A 23,144-nucleotide genomic window follows, 5' to 3' on the forward strand; every position below is an offset into this window, starting at 1 on the left:
TCATCTATAGTTGTTAATATTTTTCCAAGGTATTATGATAAAGATACATGTTTACTTTATTTTAGGATAAGAGGTTAAAGCAATGCAAACAATACTTGTTATTACGGTTGGGGGAGCACTTGGAGCTCTTTCACGCTATGGCCTCGGGGTATGGATATCGAACAAATGGAGCCAGGACTTCCCTCTGCATACATTTCTAATTAATATCACTGGGGCTTTTCTCTTAGGATTTTTACATATTTTATTTATCGAACGCTTAAATGTCAGCCCTCTATGGCGTCTTGGAATCGGGGTGGGTTTCCTAGGGGCTTTCACAACGTTCTCGACCTTTGGCTTTGAGGTAATTTCCTTAATAGAAGGCGGTAGCTATTTGACTGCAGCATTATATACCCTACTCAGCATCATTGTAGGTTTCTGTGGCGTGGCCCTGGGAGTAAGTTTAGCACGTTTACTCTAGAGGTGTGACAAGGGGGATGGTCCTTTTTGACACGCGTGTTACACCCAAAAATTGGCATCATCCTAAGCGTTGACACAGACTCAAATTTGTTTTATAGTAGCTATATTCCAATCAGAACAATTGAATATTGAATTTCTCTTATCAAGAGTGGCGGAGGGACTGGCCCTACGATGCCCGGCAACCGATAGTGCAAACTATAAGGTGCTAATTCCAGCAGAACCATAGGTTCTGAAAGATGAGAGTAGCGCGTTAAATAACATAACGACCGCTTCTCTTGAAGCGGTCGTTTTTATTTAAACCTTTTTCATCCTTAATCAACTCATAGGTCTAAAAACAGTATCTCTACCAAAAATAAGGAGGAATTATCATGACTGAACAACGACAACTAGGTATCGAAACGATTTCCCTGCATGGAGGACAAAGCCCAGATCTCGCGACAAATTCACGTGCCGTTCCAATCTACCAGACGTCCTCCTTTGTCTTCAACGACACAGATCATGCTGCCAATTTATTTGCTTTAAAAGAGTCTGGCAATATCTACACTCGGATTACTAATCCTACACAAGACGTTTTTGAGCAACGTATTGCCCTACTTGAAGGGGGGATCGGAGCACTCGCGACTGCCTCCGGGCAAGCTGCCATAACCTATGCTCTTCTAAATATCGCACAAGCTGGGGATGAAATTGTCGCTTCAAGTTCTCTTTACGGTGGCACTTTCACATTGTTCGCCTACACCTTCGCAAAGCTTGGCATCAAAGTCCATTTCGTTGATGTCAATAAACCAGAGGAATTCCGCTTAAAAATTACAGAAAATACGAAAGCTCTCTACACAGAGACTATCGGTAATCCACTCATAAATGTTGCCGACCTAGAGGCAATTGCCAATATTGCTCACGAAAATGGTCTTCCTCTTATCGTTGACAATACCTTTGCCTCCCCCTATTTGTGTCGCCCTATCGAACACGGAGCAGACATCGTCGTTCATTCTGCAACTAAATTCATTGGCGGACACGGCACTTCTATTGGAGGAGTAATAGTTGACTCAGGAAAATTTGACTGGAATAACGGCAAGTTCTTAGGACTCAGTCAGCCAGATCCTAGTTACCACGGCATTGTCTTTACCGAAGCCTGTGGTAATGCTGCCTATATCACCAAGGCCAGAGTATCTCTTCTCCGAGACACTGGAGCTTGCCTTTCCCCGTTTAACTCGTTCTTGTTCCTGCAAGGATTGGAAACACTCCCACTACGTATGGAACGCCATGTTGAAAACGCCAAAAAGGTTGCAGTATTTCTTGATCAACATGACTTAGTCACTTGGGTTAACTACCCAGATCTTGAAACAAGCCCCTATTATGCGCTTGCTCAGAAATACTTGCCTAAAGGATCTGGCGCGATCTTCACCTTCGGTCTCAAAGGCGGTCTGAATGAAGGGAAGAAATTTATTAACAGCCTCAAACTATTTTCTCATTTAGCAAACATTGGGGATGCCAAATCTTTGGTCATTCATCCTGCCAGCACCACACATCAACAGCTCGACGAAGAATCCCAACGCAGCGCAGGAGTTTCACCAGATATGATTCGCTTATCCATCGGAATAGAGACTATTGACGATCTATTATATGATTTAGATCAAGCCCTAGTAGCAAGTCAAAAGGTTTAAGTGGGGGGTTCTATATGCCAATCAAAATACCTGAAAATTTACCGGCTCTCGATATATTGCACCAAGAAAACATCTTTGTGATGGGGGAAGACAGGGCCTTTCATCAAGATATTCGTCCTTTGAAAATCATCATACTCAACCTTATGCCAATTAAGGAAACAACCGAAATACAGCTTTTAAGACTCCTAGGCAATTCCCCCTTACAAGTTGATATTGTGCTTTTGCGTATTGACACACATGTCTCAAAAAATACCGCTCAGGAGCACTTAGATTCCTTTTATAAAAGTTTTAATGACATTAAAAACCAAAAGTTTGACGGTATGATTATTACTGGGGCACCGGTAGAGCACTTAGAATTTGAAGAGGTCACCTATTGGGATGAATTTAAAACCATTCTTGATTGGACAAAGACTCATGTGACCTCCACCCTTCACATCTGCTGGGGAGCTCAAGCTGGCCTGTATCATCATTATGATATTCCTAAATACCCTCTCGCCCAGAAAATGTTTGGTATCTTTAAACACAACGTTAATAAGAGCAGCTTAAATGGTATGCAACTCTTGCGAGGTTTCGACGATGAATTCTATGTTCCCCATTCTCGTCACACCGAAATAAAGCACGCCGACTTTGCAATACACCCCGAATTAGAGATTTTATCAGAGTCTGATGAAGCTGGTATTTACATTGTTGTATCCAAAGATGGCCGGCAAGTCTTTGTAACTGGGCATTCAGAATATGATACGTTAACCTTAAAAGAGGAATATGACCGAGACATTGCCAAAGGTCTCTCTATCAGCCTTCCTAAAGGCTATTTTCCAAAGGATGATCCCAGCCAAATACCAATCCACAACTGGCGCTCCCATACCAATTTACTATTTCAGAACTGGCTAAATTACTACGTCTATCAAGAGACTCCCTATGATTTAGGCGCACGCTAAATTAAACCACCTTAAAAGCATCTCGTTTTTCCTTGATGATTTCAAAAAGGGCATAGATGTTTAGTATAAAGAGAACGGTCTCCATATGATGGAAACCGTTCTCTTTTTATTCATTAGTTTACTTCGCCGCCGCTTAATTAGGTGCTTAATCCAAGACCCTTTCTCTTCTCTATTATATGAGCTTCGATGTTGTTGGCTACTTCGACAGGATCATCCCCAAGAGCGACCTTCCCTCCGGTTAACCCTTCAACATCTTCGGTTAATAATTTGACAAGCTGAGGTGCGCCGGTAACAAAGGGAGTTGGGGATAAATGAGTATAAGCTCCATATGCCACAGCGAAAATCCCGTCAATCGTTGCTTTTTGCTCCATCCATTCAGGGGCAGTTACAGCTATAGGTAATTGAGGTACGTCAACATCTAAGTGGTCAGCCAGTGCTGTCACAAGCATTGAGATTCTGCCGGTATCAGTACAGGTTCCAAAGCTTAAGACAGGGGGGATTTTTAAGGCTGTGCAAATTTCCCCGAGGCCCTCTCCAGCCAGTTTCACGGCATCCATATTACATAACCCAGCAACTTCTAGTGCATGGTTTCCACACCCGCCGGAAACCACCAATATATCTCTCTTAATAAGTTCTTTCGTTAAATTAATCGTGTTCCAATCTTGCGGACCATTTCTGAAGGTAGAACAACTAACTAAGGCTACAACACCCTTAATTTTCCCTGCCGAAATAACGTCAACCAGTGGATCGAGCTTATTACCAAGAGCCTCCAAAACAGCTTCTGTAGAGAATCCGGAAATTGCTTTTTGCGTTATTTGAGGGACTTTTGGAACAATCTTTCCTTTACGTTTCTTAAAGTTTTCAATACCTATATCGATGAGTTGATCCGCCATCGCATCCACTTGTTCCGGATGGTAGGGTATTTTATGTTGAAGTCCAGGGACGCCGATAATTGTACTTACGCTAACGAGGGAAATTTGGTATTGCTCTGCATACATATCAATCGCTGGTGGCGAACAGTTTTCATCCATCGCTAGGACATCCACTGTCCCTGTTGCCAGCAATGGTTCAATCGTTAACCAATTTCCCATCATACCAACAAAAACATCGTCCATCTCAAATCTCTGAATTAATTCTTGTCCTGTTTCAATAGAACCAATCACTCTAAGTCCTTTAGCTCCGGCTGCTCTTGCCCTTTCTTGTATCTCAGGCAGTTTAGCCTTTTGAATTGTTGCTACACCAGGCCAAGGTTGATGACCGTTAAATACAATATTGACATATTCAGGGTCCATAATTCCTAAGTCGACGTTAACCTCATGAGGTTTAGGGGTGCCAAACAAAATATCTTGAGTCATTTCTAAGCCGATTTGAGCATTATAAATGGTTGCCAATCCTAAGCGCATAGCTTTAAGCGCCAGAGAAACATAATCCCCGTCAACATTCGTTAAACAACTAGCCACGGCATTTTGTTCTTCATGATTGACTCCTACTGGGTAAATATGTAGATCCTTCCAGACCTTTTTTCTCTTCTTTGGAGCAAAGGCTTCAACCATTAAATTAGGCTCCTCAGTATCGATATTCATTTGAGCATTAAGAAGATCCGCTAATTGTATGGCCATCTGATTGGTATCCTGGTTCGTATCGATTCCAAGTTTTTCGCACATCCATTTAAGCTTATTGACATCCGTAATTTTGAATGGGGTTTTGCCTTCTCCAGTTGCCTTTAGAGTTCTAAAAGCCTCGTAAGCATGATGACTATAGGTACCTGCTCCCATGATATTTTGGAGAAGAAACTTTCTCACTGCCATGGCATCCGGTCCAATTCCGCAGACCCCTTTATCCTGTCCACCTTTTTCACTGATCCGACAAGGTCCTTGGGAACACTGTTGACAAGTTAACCCTTGCAGACAAAACTTACAACGTATCTTTTCTTGTTGAATCCAGCGATCAAATACATTTGACATTCCATCTTCCCGGATTCTGGGCATCATTTCTTCTACTGAATCATGGTAACTCAACCGACCTTCTGTTTTCTCAAGAATAGTTTCAGACATTTCCTAGTTCCCCCTTAAGTAATTACTATAAGAGAGTTTTCGCATTTACAAGAGTAAATATGTATGTGTTTATACTAAATACGATTCAACCTAGGTTATTTTCATAGGATAATTTGCCAAGGGGAAAGGCCTATGGCTTAAAAAACTGTCTTTTAAACAGTAACTTAATCAAACTTACGTGTAATTCATTATGAAATTTGGAAAGATAAAAAGTAAAATTTGAAATTATGGAGGGATCCTTAATGAACGAAGCTACGGACATAAAAACACACCACCAGACTTTGAAAGCAAAGAATATTGTTTATTATGTCCTGGGGGTTTTAGAAGTTTTATTAGCTTTTCGCTTAATTTTTAAACTGCTAGGAGCTAATCCTCAGAGCCCCTTTGTATCCTTCATATATTCTGTATCTCAAGCATTCTTAGCACCTTTTAATGGGATTTTTAGATCCGCAGTCACTAAAGGGATTGAAGCTCAATCCATCTTAGAGCCAACAACGATTATTGCTATGATTGTTTATGCAGTCATTGCCTGGGGAATTGTCAAGCTGATTGAGATTAGCAGACCTCATCAGACAACAGGAATTCGTTAGTAGACTCCTTCGAAGCTGGTTAACTGAATAAGGATATAATAATTCTAAAATAGCCCGTAATCAGCTGTAACTGTTACGGGCTTCCGATTACCTCAATACGATAGTGCAGGACTTTCTAGTCGTTAATAACTGTGTAATCTAAAGGAATTGTAGGTTTTACGTCGAAATATTATATATAGTTAAACTTTTATTGACATTCAATTACCTTTCAAGTGCCGATTAACAATTAATATGAGGAGACTATTCATGTTAAAGCGAACTATTGAAAATTTTCTCGACCCCAAATACTTAGAGGAAATCCTCGCTAGTTTCTCCAAGGCAACAGGTTTATATATTGAAGCTGTCAATAGAAAAGGAGAAACCCTTGCAATACTAGGGAATAAATGCCGAAGTGATTTTTGTCAGTTTATCCGTAGTCATAGTAAAGGGGAAAAGAAGTGTATAGAATCCTATAAAGAGGCCACTTTAGAAGCCGCAAAATGGAATGAACCCTACTTCTTCCGTTGTCATGCCGGACTCGTAATATGGGCCGTCCCAATCATAGTAGATAATGTATTTTTAGGGAGTATTATTTGCGGACAAGTATTATTGTGGAAACCTGATGAATTTTTTCTTCGTCAGATTAAAAAAAGCAATTCGGCTTTAGATTTTGATACATTGCAACAAAAGGTTAAAAATCTTTGTATAGCCTCTCCGGAGCAGTCTCAAGCTGCCGCAGATATGCTTTTTGTTGTGGTAAATCATTTGGTGAAGAGAACCATTCACACCCTGGAAGAAGAACATGCCTATCATTTACAACGCCTTCAGATAAAAGCTGATCTAGAGAGCAGAAAGAAAAAAAACAGTGCTCAATTTACTGACTATGCCACCTATTTAAAGAATGAACGGCGCTTTCTAAGTTATATACGGCTTGGTGATAAAACTAGAGCTGAAAGTACTTTGAAAAACCTATTAACTGACCTCTTAACAAAAACTGCTGGTGATAAGGCTACTTTAAAGAGCAGGATACTTGAATTAGCCTCCCTATCCTCGAGAGCAGCCGTAGAAGGAGGGGCTGATGCTGAACAAGTCATGGTTAAACTGCAGGATTTTAATAATGAGATCGACAACATTGAACGCATAGAAGAATTCTTTTTCAAAGTTCATAAAGTCATAGCAGAGTTCCTTGATGGAATTTTTAAACTCGCCGACAAGAAACATCTCAGTTTAGTTAATAACGCCCGAAATTTTATTATGGAAAATTATCAAAAACCCCTTACCCTAAAAGCAACCGCCGATCATCTCTTTATTAGTCCCTCCCACCTTTCTCGTTTATTTCGGTTAGAATTGGATTGCACGTTTAACGATTACCTAACAAGAGTACGTGTTGAAAAAGCAGTAGAACTGATGAAAAAACCGGAATTCAGTGTTGAACAAGTATCTAAAGCAATAGGCTTTAAAAGCCAAAGCTATTTCGCTGAAGTATTCCGTAAATATATTGGTGTGACTCCTTTAGTTTATAAAAATAGCTTATTTTAGGGGCGATTTACTTGATATTTGATGATATTATCCATTCAATTGCTGAAGGTGAATCCGAAGATACAATCGATTTGTGCAAGCAAGCTTTAGCTCAGGGATACTCTGCCACCTCCATTCTGGAAAAAGGATTGATAATCGGTATAAATATGATCGCTGAAAAATACCGATCAGAAAAAGTGAATGTTCCGGAGGTCCTAATGGCTACCAATTCAATGCATGCAGGCCTATCTGTTATTGAACCAATCTTAACTTCACCTACCAAAAAGGGACTAGGCAAGATAGTTTTGGGTACCGTCGCAGGGGATTTGCACGATATTGGCCTCGGCATTGTCAAAACCATGGCTATGACGACTGGAGCAAAAGTTATAGACCTTGGGGTTAATGTTTCTCCTAAAAAGTTTGCCAGTGCTGTTCGTAAAGAAAAACCGAATATCTTAATGATCTCAGCCTTATTAACCACAACCATGTCTGTTATGAAAGATGTAATTGATGAACTGGAAGCTCAAGGACTACGACATGGAATTAAAATAATCGTCGGTGGCGCACCGATAACAGATGCTTTCGCCAAGGAAATAGGAGCAGATTATACCTTTGAAGATGCCTTCGAATTCCGCAATTTTTTAAAGGAAAATCTAAGCAAGCTGTTGCCCTCTAAGCGTGACGGCTCATAAAGATTGCCCTTTAGAAAGTTACAAAATGCAAAAAGAACTACTCTTGCATGTATGAGAGTAGTTCTGTCCTTGAAGTTGTCATTAATCTTCTTACTATCATACTCTCACTCCTCAACGATTCGCTTCCTTTTGCTGCCACCTAATATTTCTAAAGTAATCACCTGCCCCGCCTCGACATAAATAGATTCTGGAGCTGTAATTCCTTTGACAATCGAGGTAAGGAGGCTGGTATCTCCCTCTATTTCTCCAACATCCCAACCAAAGAAATCAGCAATTTCTCGAACCTTCTTCCGATATTGTTCAAGATCGTTTATCCCAGGCGTTTTTATAAAGACTGCCTTTTGATATCTGCCATATAACATCTTGATTAATTTACGCGCCTTCTTCTCCCCAAACTGCGCCTCATATTCGTAGTACTCAGCCAAGGGAGTACGCCCATAGTCCAACCATCCCTGACTGAAATAATAAGTCAGAGGGTTCTCCTTGAATAATTCCATATGCCTAGCCGTTGAACCTAACATAAGGCCAATACAATCGTGTGTCGCGGGAAATAAGAGTGGCACTTGCGGAGATAGCAAACCGAGCATTGAATTAGAGCATCGTCCGTAGGTCATAATGATCAGATCGTAATCTTGGCTCTTATTGACTATCTCCTGGAGTTTAGCATGTAATTTCTCCGGCTGAGCGTGAAAATTAAAATCTAAGAATTCACAATCCACCTCTTGTTCAAACCCCTGGGCATGAACTTCATTCATGGTTGAATGACAACCAATTAACTTAATCCTCACTACAGCATCCTCCTTTCTACTTTGGTATGTATCCTTAGATTCATCATTTTGAGAGTTTGAGAGTACAAGCACCATTTCCCACTGCTAGTAAGAATAGCCTCTACGAACTTAAGATCCCCTTTTTACTCAGAATATATTTTATCATATTTCTCGCAAGCCTTATGCACCTGTAGACGGTACTTGTCAAGTTCATAACAACCATTATCAATCACAAAAAAGAGTATAGTTCTTGTGAAAGAACACCCAGGCCTCCACAACCCGGGTGTTCTTTTCTGATTTATATTAGGGTCTTTCCGCCTTAAATCTTCTCTTGCCCAAGTGCTTTGTAAATACTGAAGCACATAGCGATCATAATTAACATAAAGGGGAATGCCGCTACAATCGAAACAGTTTGCAAGACGGATAACGCCGCAGTTCCGCCGCCGACTAAGATTAGAATGATGGTAAAGGAACCCTGTATGATCCCCCAAAAGCTGCGCAATTTCTTGCCGGGGTCCATGTCACCATTGGATGTCAACATGGCTAGTACATAAGTCGCGGAATTCGCAGCACCTACGAAACAAGCAACGATGAGAAGAATTGCTAAAGGAGCGGTGATTGTATATAAGGGTAACTGTTGCAACATGGCGAATAAGGCAGTAGTATAGTCTGCATTAACGGCTGCTTGGATGGCACCATTAGAAATCTTATCCAGGTTGAAGGCCGCCCCACCGTAAATCGCTAGCCAAATCATGGAGAATCCGGAAGGCAACAATGTGACTGCCAACACGAACTGACGGATGGTTCGACCTTTGGAAACACGGGCAACGAATTGTCCGACGAAGGGTGCCCAGGCAATCCACCATGCCCAGTAGAACACGGTCCAGCCATTAATCCAGTCAATATTACCCATCCAAAAGGTCTGTTCGACAAAGTTTTGCAAGTAGGCACCTAGAGTATCTGTGAAGTTGTTCAGGATAATAACCGTACCCCCGAACAAGAATATAAATACCATAAAGCCGATGGAAAGCCATATCTTAATATCGGCAGCAATCTGCATCGCCTTGTGCAAACCGGAGATAGTGGCCAGAGTGAAGAGTAGTGTCATCACAGCTATAACGATCGAGACGGTCATGGGCGTCGCCGGAATTCCCCAGATATATTGCAGCCCAGTGGCAATCTGGTTAGAGCCAAGACCTAAACTAGTAGCTACCCCAAATACTGTGGCAAACACTGCTAAGATGTCAATTGCTTTACCGACCGGTCCGTAAATTCGATCACCAATCAGCGGATAAAACGCTGAACTAACTAGGAAGGGCAGATCCTTTCGGAATTGGAAGTACGCCAGAGCTAGACCGCCAATGGCGAAAATCACCCAAGGGTGGATACCCCAGTGAAAAAACATGATGCGCATGGCTGTACGCATAGCTTCCGGAGTACCAGCTGTATCCATCGGTGGAGTCAGGTAATGCATCATTGGCTCAGCAACTGACCAGAACACAAGCCCAATACCCATACCTCCTCCGAATAGCATAGAAAACCATTGAAAGTTAGTAAACTCAGGCTTATCATTTTCTTTCCCTAGCTTAATCCTACCAAAACGGCTAAACGCGATACCGTAAATGAAAACGGTGAAAAAGGCAACTGCTAACAAGTATAGCCATCCAAAATTCGTCGTTAAAAATGCGAAGGTAGCGCTGGCAACTACACCCATTTCCTTTGGTAGGAACATTCCGAAAATTACAAACAAAACAATAATAACTGAAGAAATGTACATAACTGAACGATTTGCTGAGCTTCTATTATTAGTCATAAATAGCACTACTCCTTTCGTAAACTCTACGTTTAGGGATTAGTTTTGCATTCTAGTCCTGGTGCGTGGAGTCGCCAGTCTAAAGAATCCTCTCTATCGCCGTTAATACCGAAAGAAATCCTAGGGACTTTTAAAAATGTGTATTATTAAGGTCCCTAGGATTCATTCTATAAGCAAACCCAGTCTTCTATTAGAATTAGTTCAACAAGAAATTGTATTACTTCGCCAGGATACGGTCCGCAAGGGTGACCGCCTCGTCGGCAGATTCCGCCCATCCATCCGCTCCGATTTCATCTGCATAAGCTTGGCTAGTAGGACCTCCGCCGATGAATACTTTGAATTGATCTCTAAGATTCTTGTCTTTTAAATAATCAATAATTTGCTTTTGCGCACTCATCGTTGTTGTCAAGAGAGCACTCGCACCAATGATATCTGCTCCAACCTCTTGAGCCTTCAAGACAAAATCTTCTGCCTTGATATCTGTGCCAATATCAAAAACTTTATAACCTGCTGCTGTGAACATAGCTCCCGTAATATTCTTACCGATGTCGTGAATATCACCTTCCACTGTACCTAGGACAATCTTACCTTTACTATCCCCTTCGCTCATTCCTAACTTTGCGATTTCTGGTTCAAGAAGACCTAAGCCAACTTTCATAGCCTCAGCTGACATCATTACGTCCGGCAAAAAGACTTCCCCAGCTTTCCATAACTCTCCTACAACCTCGATCCCTTTAATCAGACCTATTTGTACAGCATCAACTGGGTTAATAGATTCTTCAATAACCTGTTGTGATAACTCTTCTACTATATCCTCATCACCATCGATAATTGCTTGCTTCAATCCTGCAAAAATTTCTTCACTCATTTTGTATTCCTCCAATTTTAATTAAGATGAGTCCCCATTTCGAAATCCTTATAGAAAACACTTCATCGACTATTACATTTAGGAACGTTTAGCGATGAACTCTAAAAGTTTTTGATCAATACTTTCATCAAGGACTGGTGGTACGTATTTAGCCAAAACCTCTTGCCATTGTTTGTGGGCTCTTTGATTTGTATCTAAACCTTCCCTAGACCAAGCTTCATAAGCAGAGCGGTCACTCAATTGTGGTGTACGGAATTCCTTCTTATGATTCCTGCGGGTGTGTTTTTGAGTAAGGAAGTGCCCTCCCGGTCCAACATTAGCAATTGCCTCGTAGGCTAAACCATCCTCATCAAAGTTGAAACCCTTCATATAATGCAAGAGCATTCCAGCCATTTCATCGTCCATCATAAATTTTTCATAGGAAATGGCCATGAAATATTGTAAAATTCCTGCTGTATGAAGAACAAAATTGATCCCGGTTACACTGGCTGCCATTAAAGTCATCATTGACTCATAACCCGCCTGGGCATCGACAATCTTGGCATCGTTTAAGCCACCGCCAGATCGACTGGGAATACCATAGAAGCGAGCAATTTGGGCACTGGCCGAAATGAACAAAGCACATTCTGGGCTTCCAATGGAGAGGCTGCCATTCCGCATATCACTAAGAGCTGAAGTTGAGCCATAAACAACTGGCGTCCCAGGATTGATGCTTTGGGCTAAGGATATTCCCGCTAAAACTTCAGCATTTTGAAGTGCTAGAGTACCCACTAATGCTGCCGGTCCAGTAGAACCAGCCATAACCAAAGAAGCGACAACAACTGCTTGTCCTGCTTCAGCATAAGCCATCAAAGCTCCTAACATTCTCTCGTCAAATTTTAAGGGCGTCAACGAATTAATTAGCGAAATGAGAACTGGTTTTTCTTTAATGACATCTTTACCACCAAAAAGCAGTGCCGCCATTTCAACGGAATCTTGTGCACGTTCCCGACCTTCGGCACTACCCATGAAACATTTATCCGAGTTTTTGATCGAACTATAGATCATCTTTAAATGCCGTATTTCATCTGGAATATCTTGAGGCTCAGCTACAGTCCCACCTGTCATATGCAAGTTTTTGCTGGCCCCAGCTAGTTTAACAATATTATCATAATCCTCCATCGTACTTTTACGACGCGACCCATCAGCTAATTGGATAAAGGGAGCCCCATAGCCGGGCATATAAATAATATTGTCACCGCCGCAAACCAAATTGTGTTCCGGATTGCGAGCATGCAAGGTAAATTCAGAAGGTGCCAGTTTAACTTTCCCCTCAATAAATTCTCTTGTAAAATACACCCGGTTTCCTTCTGCCTTTAGCCCCTGAGCCTTAAAGACTTCTAGGGCCGGTTCATATTCAAAATCCATACCGATTTCTTCAAGTATTTTGATAGATTCATTATGAATAATCTCAACTTGTTCTTGGGTCAGAACGTTATACTTTGGCAACATGATTTGACACCCCTTTAACATTTTTAAATAGTTTGTGCTATTGAATAAACCATTAACTATCTTTTCCTGATTTTTCGTTTTACGACGTTACTTAAAAAATCTTTATTAACGGATACTCAGTAGTTCCTGACTTAACGCCAGTTAGTTTATTATTATAGGCCATCATAGCATCCGTAGTAGCAACTGCTCGATATACCCAGGGAGCATTTACCATAGGTCCGTAAAGAATGAAAGCAGCGCCTTGAGTTACCGGGTATGTGAAGACCGAAGCCCCAGCCACTTCGAAGAATGGAGTTCCTTTAGAACGCATCTTTTTCCACAGGTAAACGGCATTTGAGGGAGCACAGCCACCTGGGTAACCAAATTCTTCATTGACCACATTGATAGCTTCACTTGTCCAGCTGGCACTGGGCACATCCAAGACACCCGGGTCAACCAAAAACTGTTCAATACCCGCTCGCTTAGCGGCATCGATTAATCCCTCTTTCTCGCCGTCCCCTTTTAAGAGCTTAATTCTAGCTTTCGGTTTTAATGCTTTGTTACTAAAAGCCAAAATAACAGCCGTTTTAATACCACTTTCTTTAATTGTCTCTAACTCTTCCTCAGAATAATGTTCCTCAATTGAGTTATAAATAAGCCTTTTCCGTACTTCTGAATCCTTGCCAAGTTGTTTTAAAGCTCCCATTCGCACTGCGGGGCTAATGCTGTCCAATAAAAACGGGGCCTTTGAATTTTTCATAACGAACTCGACATAACGCGTTAAAGCTTCTACCGATTCTCCTAAGACATCTAGAATAAATGGATTGCCCGTTTCCGCACTTAATTCTGCTTCTTGATCTAGAAGGGCTTTCGCTGCTGCTTCATCAAAAATCCCCTTCATTCCATCTTGAACGATTTTATGACCTCGATAGAAAATACTACCGATAAGCACGGTAGGGTATTGTCCTGGCTGCCCGCCTACTTTTACTCCATTAATATCGTAGACATGTTGTTCTGAAGTATACTTTAGCATTATAAACTCCCCCATTTTATAGTGTTTTTAAGCCCCAGATCTTTGAATGCGGTTAAACAGTTACTCAAACACTTCTTGATTGATTTTCTCTGTATTCATCATAACACCATAGTTCTTGCTCATTAACGCTACAGTTATGCTCGTTTTGCTACATTTGGAGCCAAAAATGAAAATTCTAATTATTCATTTTTTGATATCTTTTTCACATTTTCTAACAAGAGGTGTGTACCAATATTAGCTAAGGACGGTAAAAACAGCAAAAAGACCCCATACTATAGTTGTATGGAGTCCTTAACTAATTAAAGATGCTTGCTATTTCAACTCTCCTTTAAAGGCCTTTATAAGCGACACACACATCGCAAATATGACAAACATAAATGGAAATGCCGAAGCAATCGAGGCCGTCTGCAAGGCACCTAATCCTCCAGCGATGAGTAAGGCAATAGCAACAGCACCCTCGATCAAGCCCCAGGTAATCTTCAGCTCAGTACTAGGGTTTAGATCTCCACCTGAAGTAAACATTGCCATAACAAAAGTTGCAGAATCAGCCGATGTAATAAAGAAGATCGCTATGATCAAAGTCGTCAAAACTGTTAAAATCCCACTAAGCGGATAGTGCTGGATCATGGCAAAAATAGCAGTACTGATATCTTTAGCCACTTGAGTTGCAATTCCCCCACCTTGGAAAACATCAATATACAGCGCACTGTTGCCCATGACTCCCATCCACATAAAACTCATTAGGGTAGGTGCAATAAGCACGCCCAATAAAAACTCTCTTACCGATCGACCCCTAGAAATTCGAGCAATGAAGGCCCCAACAAAGGGACCCCAAGCAACCCACCATGCCCAGTAGAAAATAGTCCATCCCCCTACCCAGCCAGGCCTAGTCTTATATGAATCCGCCCAAAAACTCATTTGAATGATGTTATGAACATAGGAGCCAACAGTTTCGGTAATGCCGTTAAGAATAAACCTAGTAGGTCCCACTATTAGCATAAACATTAGAATCAGGAAGAGTAGAAGCATATTCGTATTACTAAGGTACTTAATTCCCCGCTCAATACTAGTTACTGCAGATATTATAAATAGTACAGTAATCACTACCACAATAATGACTGTTGACATAGTACCGGTAGGAAGACCATAGGCATAATTAAGTCCAGTACTGATTTGCAAAGCACCTAATCCCAAAGATGTAGCAACTCCAAAGATAGTTACAAATATGGCAAGGATATCAACAGCTTTTCCAATCCAACTGTTAATTCCTTTTTTACCCAATAAGGGATAAAGAGTAGAACTTACTAAAGCAGGTAAGCCTTTACGGAACTGAAAATACGCCATAGACAAACCTACCATCCCATAGATTCCCCAAGGATGCAAACCCCAATGAAAAAAGGTATAGCGCATTGCAATTTGGGCAGATTCTATCGAAGAAGGTTGACCAAAGGGAGGATTAGTATAATGTGTCATGGGTTCAGCTACTCCCCAAAACACTAGTCCGATTCCCATACCGGCCGCGAATAGCATGGCAAACCAACTTACAGTACTGTACTCTGGCTTCTCGCCGTCTTTCCCAAGGACAATCGTTCCATATCTGCTTAAAGCTATAAATACAGAAAAAAATAGAAAGAACGTTACACCAATTAAATAACACCAGCCGAAGTTGTCAGTAATAAACTTCTGGACTAAGCTGAATGTATTACTAGCCAATTTAGGCTGCAGTAGGGTCCATACGACAAATATAAGCATAATAGCGGTAGAAATTGAGAAGATGGGGCGATCGATCTTGCTGAAGAAACTTCGTTTATCAGTCATTCTTTAGTTCCCCCTCCTTTAAATATGATTCAATAACTCAAAGGGTATTTCAGTCCTAATAATTGTTTTTATCCTTTGTCCCTTTACTAATAATTCGGTATGTATAAACTATAATATCATCCTTTTGGTATACTAAAATGCCAGAATATTGCTCATTTTGCTTCATATATGATATATTCTAAACATTCTAGCTACTATATCCTGACAAAGGTATTACTCCTCTGAATACCTAGCAAATCATACATCATATTGGTAACCAATAGAAAAGCTAGGGGCTTAACTCTAATTACTACGTTAAGCCCTAGCAGCAGGATGTAAAATCATTGCCTAAAAAGGTGCTTTACAAATAAGTAAAGCACCTTTTTAGGCAGGTACGATATTTTTAAGGATTTATAGACTCAAACTTATCATCAACGCCAAGACCATTCTTATGACCAGTATCTCTATGGCAATTGTTACATCCTACGCCACTTTTGATCAGTTTCTTATGGTCTTTAGGCAATATCGGTGCTTTCGATTCTGGTTCAAAGGTGCCTAAATGGCAATTAATACAATTAACATCATATACTACAGCCCTCATTGGAAAAGAGAAATCACCTTTGAAATGAATTCCAATATCCCTTATACCGCGAACAGCAAAATCAAGTCTGCGAAAAAGTCCTCTTGTTTCATGGCATTGCCGGCAATCTATATTACTATGTGGATAATTTTCCCATGATGAAACATACGGTGCTACCTCATGACATCTCACACAAAAAGTAGGATCGGCCATAAAGGCATAAGCCACCCTATGAGCAGTATATACAACTAAAAAGATTAAGCCGAAGAGAACTAAGCACTTTTTACAGGATTGCATTTTAAGTTCCCCTTTCCCATTAATGCCCAATACTAGAATTCTCAATGTCTAATCCAATAATTCATAGGGTGTAGATTTAAAAAGATTTCTCCAATGATCAAAAAAATATTAAGGTTTGAAAGGGCTGATCCTAGACACTTCTAGAAATCCTAAAGGAAATGAGATATAGGTACGAAGCCATTAGTAGGCTTTAGATGCGAATAACTCACTTATAAAAATAATATCCTAATAAATAAGCCAAATTATATGGAGGAGGTTTTTCCATGACCACCCAATTCCCGGCACATGCCTTATATGAACACCGCTTCTGGTTACAGGTTCTCGGTGATCATTCGCGCTTTTTCTTCAAATCCTTAAGTCCCTCTGAAAAGGAGGAAATAAGTCGAGCTCATTACTTTATTCAGGAGTTTGATAGTCTGCTTGCCCAAGTCCGCCAGGGTCTGGGCAGAGAGGAATTAAATCGATTACACAAACTCATTTGGCAGCGAGTCCAACAATTGAAAGAGTTCAAATTTCACCTAATCCGTCGACATCTCGAAGGTCATATTGGATTAAATTTACCACCCTCACTAGTTAGCCATATGGTAAATGAGCTAGAAGAATATCAACTAATACTAGGGTTTCTGATCAAGGAGGAAGACGTCCCTTTGCTCCCTCCTACCCACTACCATTTGCTGTGGATGCTGGATGCGGTGGGACATGCAGATTCAATCACCACCTCACTCGACGCATCTGAAAAACCCTTACGAACACAAAGTAAACAGTTCTCTAAAGATTTTAAGTATTCTTACCAGAAAGCACTTGAAATGGCTGGTTTCACAAGAGCGGTGATGCATTTCCCTGAGTTAGCTCAATTTAATCACGAGGCCTCCGCACAGATTCAAAAGTTCAATCAATTTCTAACTCAACTTCAGGAAATGGTTTTCAATAAAACCGCCTTAGGAATTATTGACCCTTTATTTCCAGATCATATGTTACGAGAGGAATGCTATTATTTAATCAAGCTTTCCTCTGTCTCCGACGTTCAAAGCCCCTCTTGTGACCCAGGCAAACCAAGAATTATGGAAAAACTATAGTCTCCAGATCCTTCATCGCTGGTCCTTCTACGATCTTGCCATCGACTGTAAAGCGCGAACCATGACAGGGACAATCCCAAGAATGTTCAGCATCATTCCATTGCACCTCACATCCCATATGGGTACAGGTCGTATCTACCACATGGAACTCGTTATCCTTGTCTTTATATACTCCCGCTCTATGGCCTTTGACTTCCGCAACTACGCCCTCACCAGGATTAACCTGAATGTCCTCCTCCATAGGCTTAAGTTTTCCAGATATAAAGTTAACCCCTACATCTGCATTTTGCACTATGAAATTTGCAGCTGCAGAAGATGTAAAGCGAGATGGGCAATAAACATCTTGCCAAGGAGATTCTCCTTTGACAATTAAGTCTCGCAAAATTATGCCTGAAACAGTGCTATTGGTCATCCCCCACTTTCTAAATCCACTTGCGATATAGATATTGGGACGGTCGGAAGTCATTTGACCTATATATGGAATATCGTCCAGGCTCGTACAATCTTGAGTTGACCACCGATAAGGAAACTCCTCTACAGTAAAAAGCTCCCGGGCAAAATCCATTAAGTTCTCATAATGCTGGCTTAAGTTCTGACCGTGACCAGTTTTATGCTTTTCTCCAACAATTAAGATCCTTTCTCCCTCTTCAGTGGGTAATGAACGGAGGGATCGTGACGGACTCTCTGCATTGATATACATTCCGCCTGGAAACGCTTCCTTGGCTTTAGCGACTACGGCATAGGCCCGTTCCGTATATAATCTAGTGAAATAAAGTCCAGGAAAGTTATGGCAGGGATAATGCGAGGCCATAATAACGAATCGAGCCCTTACTTTCTTTCCGTTCAGTGTAAAGATAGAGTATGGACCTTCTCCTTGGATATCTACAACTCTAGATTGTTCGAAAATCTTGCCACCTTTAGCTTCAATCATCTTAGCAAGTTCAAGCAAATATTTACGGGGATGAAACTGGGCCTGATTATCAAACCTCAGAGCCCCTTTAATTGGGATCGGTATTGACAGATCGGTTTGATAGAATGCCTTGATTCCTAAATCAGCGGCTACAGTCTGTTCGTCTTGAAGTGTCTGAAGGTAGTCTTCTGACTGGGTATAGACATAAGCTGACTGCCAACTAAAGTCACATTCAATCTTTTTCTCTTCAATCAAATTGGCAACGAAGGTAATCGCATTTTCATTCGCTTCTGCATACTGTCTGGCTTTTTCCGCACCCATTTGACGTTTTACTTGGTCATAAATCAGCCCGTGTTGAGAAGTAAGCTTGGCCGTGGTATGGGCTGTTGTACCCAATAGAATTCGATCCGCTTCTAGGAGCGCTACTTTTAATCCATCTTCCGATAGTAAATAACCTGAGGTAATCCCCGCCATCCCTCCCCCGATGATCGCGACATCGACATTCATGTCTTCGTTTAAGGTTGGATAATTAGTTTTAGGGGTAGAGGCAATCCAATAAGACTCCATCAATTCATTCACTCCTTGATATTATTTCCATTAATGTGCCCGTCTTGAGGCTTTATATGAAAATATCTGAATAAACAGAGGGACAGGTTCTCAGTTTTGCGAAAGCAAAACTGGGAACCTGTCCCTCTGTTCTCCCTATTATTAAGAGCAGTTAAACCTAACGAAAAAGGTCGTCCGATTCTAGATACCGGATCTAACATACGAGAAAAACACCAAGAAATTTTGTGCTTATGCCTCTAGGTCTAATATTTGATTTTTTCTATCTAGCCTTTCACTCAAAAAAGTGGAACTTAATATAAGGGTGCCGCCAACCATTTGGATAAAACTCATACTTTCTCCAAGGAATATCGCAGCGATAATCACTGCAGAAATTGGATCAATATAGCTTAAAACAGCAATTGTCTGTCCCTTTAGTTCCTGAAGTGATGTAAAGTATAAGAAGTAAGCCATCCCAGTATGGACAATACCTACTGTAAGGATAAGTATAATCGAATCTAAATTTACAGCCGAAAGAACCTTATGATCTTTGGATAAAACATACGGTGAAAGCACCACAGTTGCCATGATTAATTGAACTAAGGTTGTTTCAAATCCAGATAGGTTTTTTATGAATTTATTGATCAAAATAACACTGGCATAGAATACTGCCGCTGAAAGACCATAAAGTATCCCAACCACATGATTATAAGAACCACTTGCACTGCTGCCCCCATTATTAAGGATTAAAAATAATCCTATCATGGCTCCAATAATACAACTTACCTTTAATGGCGTTAATTTCTCCTTAAGTACAAAGGGTGCTAAAATAATGACAAAAATCGGTGCGAAGTAATAGCTTAAGGTAGCATTAGATATTGTCGTATACTTATAGGCCTGAAATAGAAGTATCCAATTAAGTCCAACTGCTGTTCCTGAGAGAATTAGTAGGATAAAGTTTTCTTTTATTGCTTTTAATGAAAGTTTTTTCTTTAATAATAAACTGGTTAAAACCAAGAATAAGCTGCCGATAACTCCTCTTAGAAAGGCAATTTCACTTGAAGATACGTCAATTTCCTTCACAAAAGCTCCGATACTTCCGAAAATAAGCATAGCGGTGATAATTTTAAATTTTCCATGCATAATTGTTTACTCCTGTTCCACCTTAACTCGATCCTTATCGTTTATGCTAACAACGCTTGTCAAACTAATACTCTCTAAGGGTAGTTTAATTATTTTCTTATGTCAATGAAAGGAAGATAGCAAAAAAGAAGGTATCTCGAATAAATTACTATCCGAGATACCCTCTCTAATTTGATCGCTTGTATTACACCTTATTTAGCAGGCATAGTAACTTCAATTTTGTTCTCAAAAGCTTCCTTGAGCGCTCCAATGAAATCGCCATGATCATCTTTCAAACTAATTGAAGCACCAGAAGTTACATCTGCAAGAGCGGTTTTCTCTTCATCAGTAAGCTTAGCAAACTTTGCTTGATCTTCGGGCTTCTCTGAATCTGAGACTAATGGCGTTCCATTGAGGTCAGAAGTGTTCTTAGCAAACCATTGCTCCACTTCAGCTACAGTTTTACCTTTGAATAATTCTTGGTAGCTGTCAACTTGCTCTGTCCAATTCATCCCATAAGCTGCATCGCCGCGCTCACGCTTTGTTTTCCAGTTCGCAACAGCGGTTACTACATCGTCCTTTTTGATCTCTGCACTAGGCCATCCAGGGAAAAGAGTTGCGCCCTCTTTTTTGGACGCTTGAGCAATTTCCAAAGTATCGAATTGAACCCTGACAATTTTGTCGTTTTGATCAAAAATTGCACTAGCAGTTACGTAATTCGTGCTATATGATTCTTGCTTTGTCGTTTTATCTACTTTTGTGCGAAAAACGGAGGTTTGTCCTACACCTTGGGATAGTTTAAGATCTGCGCCAGAAGTCTTATCTGTTGCTGCTGGAGCGCTTGATCCGCATCCTCCTAAAACGAGTACTGAAGCTGTTAAAGCGAGTGCAATTGTTGCCAATTTAATCTTCTTCATTTTTCAAAATCCCCTTCTAATTTCTAATTTTGTTGAGCGTTAATGAGTCCATGGTAATAAAGATACTCAGTTAGATTTTTTGAGATTAATCCTCCTTTTCACAATATTATGGTCATTTACTCATTTCTGACCAAGTCTTGTGCTTGTACAAACGTTCTTTTGCTCTATCTGAGAATACCAACCCAAACGCATTTTGTCAATAAATAAGATATAAGTAATTATTATGTCGAATAGTAGGGCGTATTGTAAAATATTGTATTGCACTCTGGTTGAAAACCAGAGAGCCAAAAAGCCTCCCTGCCCAAACCTTAGTGAATATACACATATGGGAGTTTAAAATAACACTATAATATTTAATGACACCCTACAAAGGCTGTGAAATTTTGCTACCAATACCTCGTTTCAAAAATCATAATCACAGCCGTGAGTATAATAAAGCTTAATACCCCAATCACATCAGTCTTTGATAGTTTAAAGCGATAATTATACAAATCATTCGGATTCACTTTTTCAACAAAGCTTTGAATTCTATCAATTTTTTCAAAGGAATTAACGATTAATGAGACGATAATTTGGGATATCCCTTTAACATTTATTCTAAACCTTCGTTTGTCCTCCCCCATAACTGAGCGCATACGCGCTCCTAAACCCTTTGTCACTACTGCTCCTGTCTCCTTGAGCTCTAGCACAATGCACATGACGACGTTAAGGTAATCTGTAACGGGCACACCCAAAAATTTCAACGGGGTAAAAAGTTTATCTAGTAACCCGATCACGGTTTTCATTGGTGTAGTATGGAAATATAGGATGCTAACATACCAAATAACTAACAATCTAAACAGTCTCAGAAATAGATCATAGGATCCTTGATATGCGAATTGTACATTGCCAGATAACCAGTATGCAAGGGCATTCATCAGTACCCCGAATAGGTAGGGTATTAAAACAATGATACTATATGATGCTGCACTTATTAGTAAGATTCGTAGTTCTAGTCTAAAGACCAAGGTCACTATTAATAAAAAAACTGCAAGTATTCCAAAACTAATCAGCCTATGAACTAAAAAAGGCATGACAGAAAGCACCGCTGCCAAAATAAACTTAATTAGACCATCCATCTCCCAGCTCTCGGTGTTTTTTTGGGTTTTAGAATTGGTTAACATTCTTAAAAACCTCTTTTTTTCTGACTTCATTGATCGTTAATTCGGCTATGCTTCCCGTGATCAAGCCCGTTATTATGGAAGAAATTAAAAGTATCGGTAAATAAAACATTACGACAACTTGTCCTAAAATTATTGATGCCACTACAATTTGTGCTGTACTATGAACGATGGCTCCAGCGATACTTATACCTTTAATGCTAAATAGTTTCGAGAATTTCTTGTAAAGCAGCCACATGACAAGCGCGCTCAAAAGGCCGCCAGTTAGACTAAAGACTAGCATCATAATACCCCTCGTCAGGATTGCTACCACAAAACTGCGCACAATCACAATAAACAGGACATCCTTAAAGCCAAGAAATGCAATCCCGATCATGGTTATTATATTTCCCAATCCCAGTTTCACACCGGGGATAGGAACAGGTATAGGAATCAGTGATTCTAGAAATGAAATCAAAATCGCGTTAGTGACTAAAATTATAATCAAAGCATACTTTCTGTTTTTATTCATCAGTTATTACCTTCATCTTCTTCAATCAACACGATGGTTTTACCCGGTAAGCAAACCGCCCTGTCGGCTGGCTTGGTCAATAAACCTGTTTTGACACAAATTTGATCAGGACAATCGGCTTCTAGAAACTTTATTTGTCCTTTCTCCGCCAAGATCGTTGTTTTGATGCCTTCTTCGAACCTAATATATTGAGACTCCTGCACCTTATTAAGATCTATTTCCTTCACACGCTTTCCATCTCGAATAACTACCGCGGTTAGGTTTTCCCTTTGTTTGCCTCTGTCGCCGAGATAGGTCCATAACAGAGGGATTATGGCTATAATTCCAATGAATAACACAAGAACTATGTCACCCTTTTTGAATCTACGCATTGCTTTCATCTTAGGAATCAC

General features: G+C 40.4%; 21 protein-coding genes and 1 riboswitch. Of the genes, 7 read left to right on the top strand and 14 right to left on the bottom strand.

Annotated elements, in window-relative coordinates; all coding sequences use genetic code 11:
* Positions 1–82: 82 nt before the first annotated feature.
* The 3 genes from crcB (at position 83) to metA (ending at position 3,055) form a co-directional block, all read left to right on the top strand.
* Positions 83–457 (top strand): fluoride efflux transporter CrcB, encoded by a 375-nt coding sequence (gene crcB / locus HGJ98_RS18735; protein WP_291353229.1) that lies wholly within the window; start codon positions 83–85, stop codon positions 455–457.
* 135 nt (positions 458–592) lie between these two features.
* Positions 593–699, top strand: a riboswitch (SAM riboswitch).
* Positions 700–824: 125 nt separating this feature from the next.
* Positions 825–2,117 (top strand): homocysteine synthase, encoded by a 1,293-nt coding sequence (locus HGJ98_RS18740; protein WP_291353230.1) that lies wholly within the window; start codon positions 825–827, stop codon positions 2,115–2,117.
* Between the two features lie 14 nt (positions 2,118–2,131).
* Positions 2,132–3,055, top strand: coding sequence for a homoserine O-succinyltransferase (metA, locus tag HGJ98_RS18745; protein WP_291353231.1), 924 nt, complete (start codon positions 2,132–2,134; stop codon positions 3,053–3,055).
* 137 nt (positions 3,056–3,192) lie between these two features.
* On the opposite strand, the gene cooS is transcribed toward metA, so the two are convergent.
* Entirely contained in the window at positions 3,193–5,109 is a 1,917-nt protein-coding gene (cooS, locus tag HGJ98_RS18750) for an anaerobic carbon-monoxide dehydrogenase catalytic subunit (protein ID WP_291353232.1), read from the bottom strand.
* Positions 5,110–5,351: 242 nt separating this feature from the next.
* Here cooS and HGJ98_RS18755 point away from each other — a divergent pair, with 242 nt between their 5' ends.
* From HGJ98_RS18755 to HGJ98_RS18765, 3 genes are all read left to right on the top strand, one after another.
* On the top strand, positions 5,352–5,699 hold the full coding sequence (locus HGJ98_RS18755) for a YggT family protein (protein WP_291353233.1): 348 nt from the start codon (positions 5,352–5,354) through the stop codon (positions 5,697–5,699).
* A 246-nt stretch (positions 5,700–5,945) separates the two neighbouring features.
* Entirely contained in the window at positions 5,946–7,217 is a 1,272-nt protein-coding gene (locus HGJ98_RS18760) for a PocR ligand-binding domain-containing protein (RefSeq protein ID WP_291353234.1), read from the top strand.
* A gap of 11 nt (positions 7,218–7,228) precedes the next feature.
* Positions 7,229–7,888 carry a B12-binding domain-containing protein gene (locus HGJ98_RS18765; protein ID WP_291353235.1) on the top strand — a complete coding sequence of 220 codons (660 nt, stop codon included), beginning with the start codon at positions 7,229–7,231 and terminating at the stop codon, positions 7,886–7,888.
* Between the two features lie 104 nt (positions 7,889–7,992).
* Here HGJ98_RS18765 and HGJ98_RS18770 read toward each other — a convergent pair whose 3' ends face one another.
* The 7 genes from HGJ98_RS18770 to HGJ98_RS18800 all read right to left on the bottom strand — a co-directional run bounded on the left by HGJ98_RS18770 (position 7,993) and on the right by HGJ98_RS18800 (position 16,513).
* Complete coding sequence (locus HGJ98_RS18770; RefSeq protein ID WP_291353236.1) at positions 7,993–8,676, bottom strand: DUF1638 domain-containing protein; 684 nt, start codon at positions 8,674–8,676, stop codon at positions 7,993–7,995.
* Between the two features lie 298 nt (positions 8,677–8,974).
* Positions 8,975–10,468, bottom strand: a complete 1,494-nt coding sequence (locus tag HGJ98_RS18775) for a BCCT family transporter (RefSeq protein WP_291353237.1) — start codon at positions 10,466–10,468, stop codon at positions 8,975–8,977.
* A gap of 217 nt (positions 10,469–10,685) precedes the next feature.
* Positions 10,686–11,336 carry a B12-binding domain-containing protein gene (locus HGJ98_RS18780; RefSeq protein ID WP_291353238.1) on the bottom strand — a complete coding sequence of 217 codons (651 nt, stop codon included), beginning with the start codon at positions 11,334–11,336 and terminating at the stop codon, positions 10,686–10,688.
* A gap of 78 nt (positions 11,337–11,414) precedes the next feature.
* Positions 11,415–12,848, bottom strand: coding sequence for a glycine betaine--corrinoid protein methyltransferase (gene mtgB, locus HGJ98_RS18785; protein WP_291353239.1), 1,434 nt, complete (start codon positions 12,846–12,848; stop codon positions 11,415–11,417).
* 70 nt (positions 12,849–12,918) lie between these two features.
* A complete protein-coding gene (locus HGJ98_RS18790) occupies positions 12,919–13,839 on the bottom strand; it encodes a tetrahydromethanopterin S-methyltransferase subunit H (protein ID WP_291353240.1) in 921 nt (306 codons plus the stop codon).
* Between the two features lie 312 nt (positions 13,840–14,151).
* Positions 14,152–15,657, bottom strand: a complete 1,506-nt coding sequence (locus HGJ98_RS18795) for a BCCT family transporter (protein ID WP_291353241.1) — start codon at positions 15,655–15,657, stop codon at positions 14,152–14,154.
* Positions 15,658–16,039: 382 nt separating this feature from the next.
* Positions 16,040–16,513, bottom strand: coding sequence for a NapC/NirT family cytochrome c (locus HGJ98_RS18800; RefSeq protein WP_291353242.1), 474 nt, complete (start codon positions 16,511–16,513; stop codon positions 16,040–16,042).
* 263 nt (positions 16,514–16,776) lie between these two features.
* Between HGJ98_RS18800 and HGJ98_RS18805 the strand changes: the two genes are divergently transcribed.
* Positions 16,777–17,589 carry a DUF2935 domain-containing protein gene (locus tag HGJ98_RS18805; RefSeq protein ID WP_291353243.1) on the top strand — a complete coding sequence of 271 codons (813 nt, stop codon included), beginning with the start codon at positions 16,777–16,779 and terminating at the stop codon, positions 17,587–17,589.
* Here the strand turns inward: HGJ98_RS18805 and HGJ98_RS18810 are convergent.
* The 6 genes from HGJ98_RS18810 to HGJ98_RS18835 form a co-directional block, all read right to left on the bottom strand.
* Complete coding sequence (locus tag HGJ98_RS18810; RefSeq protein ID WP_291353244.1) at positions 17,573–19,066, bottom strand: FAD-dependent oxidoreductase; 1,494 nt, start codon at positions 19,064–19,066, stop codon at positions 17,573–17,575. The genes HGJ98_RS18805 and HGJ98_RS18810 overlap by 17 nt on opposite strands.
* Before the next feature lie 228 nt (positions 19,067–19,294).
* Complete coding sequence (locus HGJ98_RS18815; protein WP_291353245.1) at positions 19,295–20,185, bottom strand: DMT family transporter; 891 nt, start codon at positions 20,183–20,185, stop codon at positions 19,295–19,297.
* Positions 20,186–20,376: 191 nt separating this feature from the next.
* Entirely contained in the window at positions 20,377–21,081 is a 705-nt protein-coding gene (locus HGJ98_RS18820) for an FMN-binding protein (protein WP_291353246.1), read from the bottom strand.
* Between the two features lie 386 nt (positions 21,082–21,467).
* Positions 21,468–22,244, bottom strand: coding sequence for an energy-coupling factor transporter transmembrane component T (locus HGJ98_RS18825; RefSeq protein WP_291353247.1), 777 nt, complete (start codon positions 22,242–22,244; stop codon positions 21,468–21,470).
* A complete protein-coding gene (locus HGJ98_RS18830) occupies positions 22,228–22,752 on the bottom strand; it encodes a Gx transporter family protein (protein ID WP_291353248.1) in 525 nt (174 codons plus the stop codon). The genes HGJ98_RS18825 and HGJ98_RS18830 overlap by 17 nt, the downstream gene beginning before the upstream one ends.
* Positions 22,752–23,132, bottom strand: a complete 381-nt coding sequence (locus tag HGJ98_RS18835) for a NusG domain II-containing protein (RefSeq protein ID WP_291353249.1) — start codon at positions 23,130–23,132, stop codon at positions 22,752–22,754. The genes HGJ98_RS18830 and HGJ98_RS18835 overlap by 1 nt, the downstream gene beginning before the upstream one ends.
* Positions 23,133–23,144: the final 12 nt, after the last annotated feature.

Source organism: Desulfosporosinus sp. (genome assembly GCF_014237355.1).
Classification (GTDB): domain Bacteria; phylum Bacillota; class Desulfitobacteriia; order Desulfitobacteriales; family Desulfitobacteriaceae; genus Desulfosporosinus.

Bases quoted from the DNA above. Each gene is read 5' to 3' on its own strand.
- HGJ98_RS18825 (WP_291353247.1), bottom strand. From the start codon at position 22,244: ATGTTAACCAATTCTAAAACCCAAAAAAACACCGAGAGCTGGGAGATG.
- HGJ98_RS18790 (WP_291353240.1), bottom strand. From the start codon at position 13,839: ATGCTAAAGTATACTTCAGAACAACATGTCTACGATATTAATGGAGTA.
- mtgB (WP_291353239.1), bottom strand. From the start codon at position 12,848: ATGTTAAAGGGGTGTCAAATCATGTTGCCAAAGTATAACGTTCTGACC.
- HGJ98_RS18815 (WP_291353245.1), bottom strand. From the start codon at position 20,185: ATGCATGGAAAATTTAAAATTATCACCGCTATGCTTATTTTCGGAAGT.
- HGJ98_RS18740 (WP_291353230.1), top strand. From the start codon at position 825: ATGACTGAACAACGACAACTAGGTATCGAAACGATTTCCCTGCATGGA.
- HGJ98_RS18780 (WP_291353238.1), bottom strand. From the start codon at position 11,336: ATGAGTGAAGAAATTTTTGCAGGATTGAAGCAAGCAATTATCGATGGT.
- HGJ98_RS18795 (WP_291353241.1), bottom strand. From the start codon at position 15,657: ATGACTGATAAACGAAGTTTCTTCAGCAAGATCGATCGCCCCATCTTC.
- HGJ98_RS18820 (WP_291353246.1), bottom strand. From the start codon at position 21,081: ATGAAGAAGATTAAATTGGCAACAATTGCACTCGCTTTAACAGCTTCA.
- cooS (WP_291353232.1), bottom strand. From the start codon at position 5,109: ATGTCTGAAACTATTCTTGAGAAAACAGAAGGTCGGTTGAGTTACCAT.
- crcB (WP_291353229.1), top strand. From the start codon at position 83: ATGCAAACAATACTTGTTATTACGGTTGGGGGAGCACTTGGAGCTCTT.
- HGJ98_RS18835 (WP_291353249.1), bottom strand. From the start codon at position 23,132: ATGAAAGCAATGCGTAGATTCAAAAAGGGTGACATAGTTCTTGTGTTA.
- HGJ98_RS18800 (WP_291353242.1), bottom strand. From the start codon at position 16,513: ATGCAATCCTGTAAAAAGTGCTTAGTTCTCTTCGGCTTAATCTTTTTA.
- HGJ98_RS18810 (WP_291353244.1), bottom strand. From the start codon at position 19,066: ATGGAGTCTTATTGGATTGCCTCTACCCCTAAAACTAATTATCCAACC.
- HGJ98_RS18830 (WP_291353248.1), bottom strand. From the start codon at position 22,752: ATGAATAAAAACAGAAAGTATGCTTTGATTATAATTTTAGTCACTAAC.
- metA (WP_291353231.1), top strand. From the start codon at position 2,132: ATGCCAATCAAAATACCTGAAAATTTACCGGCTCTCGATATATTGCAC.
- HGJ98_RS18760 (WP_291353234.1), top strand. From the start codon at position 5,946: ATGTTAAAGCGAACTATTGAAAATTTTCTCGACCCCAAATACTTAGAG.
- HGJ98_RS18805 (WP_291353243.1), top strand. From the start codon at position 16,777: ATGACCACCCAATTCCCGGCACATGCCTTATATGAACACCGCTTCTGG.
- HGJ98_RS18755 (WP_291353233.1), top strand. From the start codon at position 5,352: ATGAACGAAGCTACGGACATAAAAACACACCACCAGACTTTGAAAGCA.
- HGJ98_RS18775 (WP_291353237.1), bottom strand. From the start codon at position 10,468: ATGACTAATAATAGAAGCTCAGCAAATCGTTCAGTTATGTACATTTCT.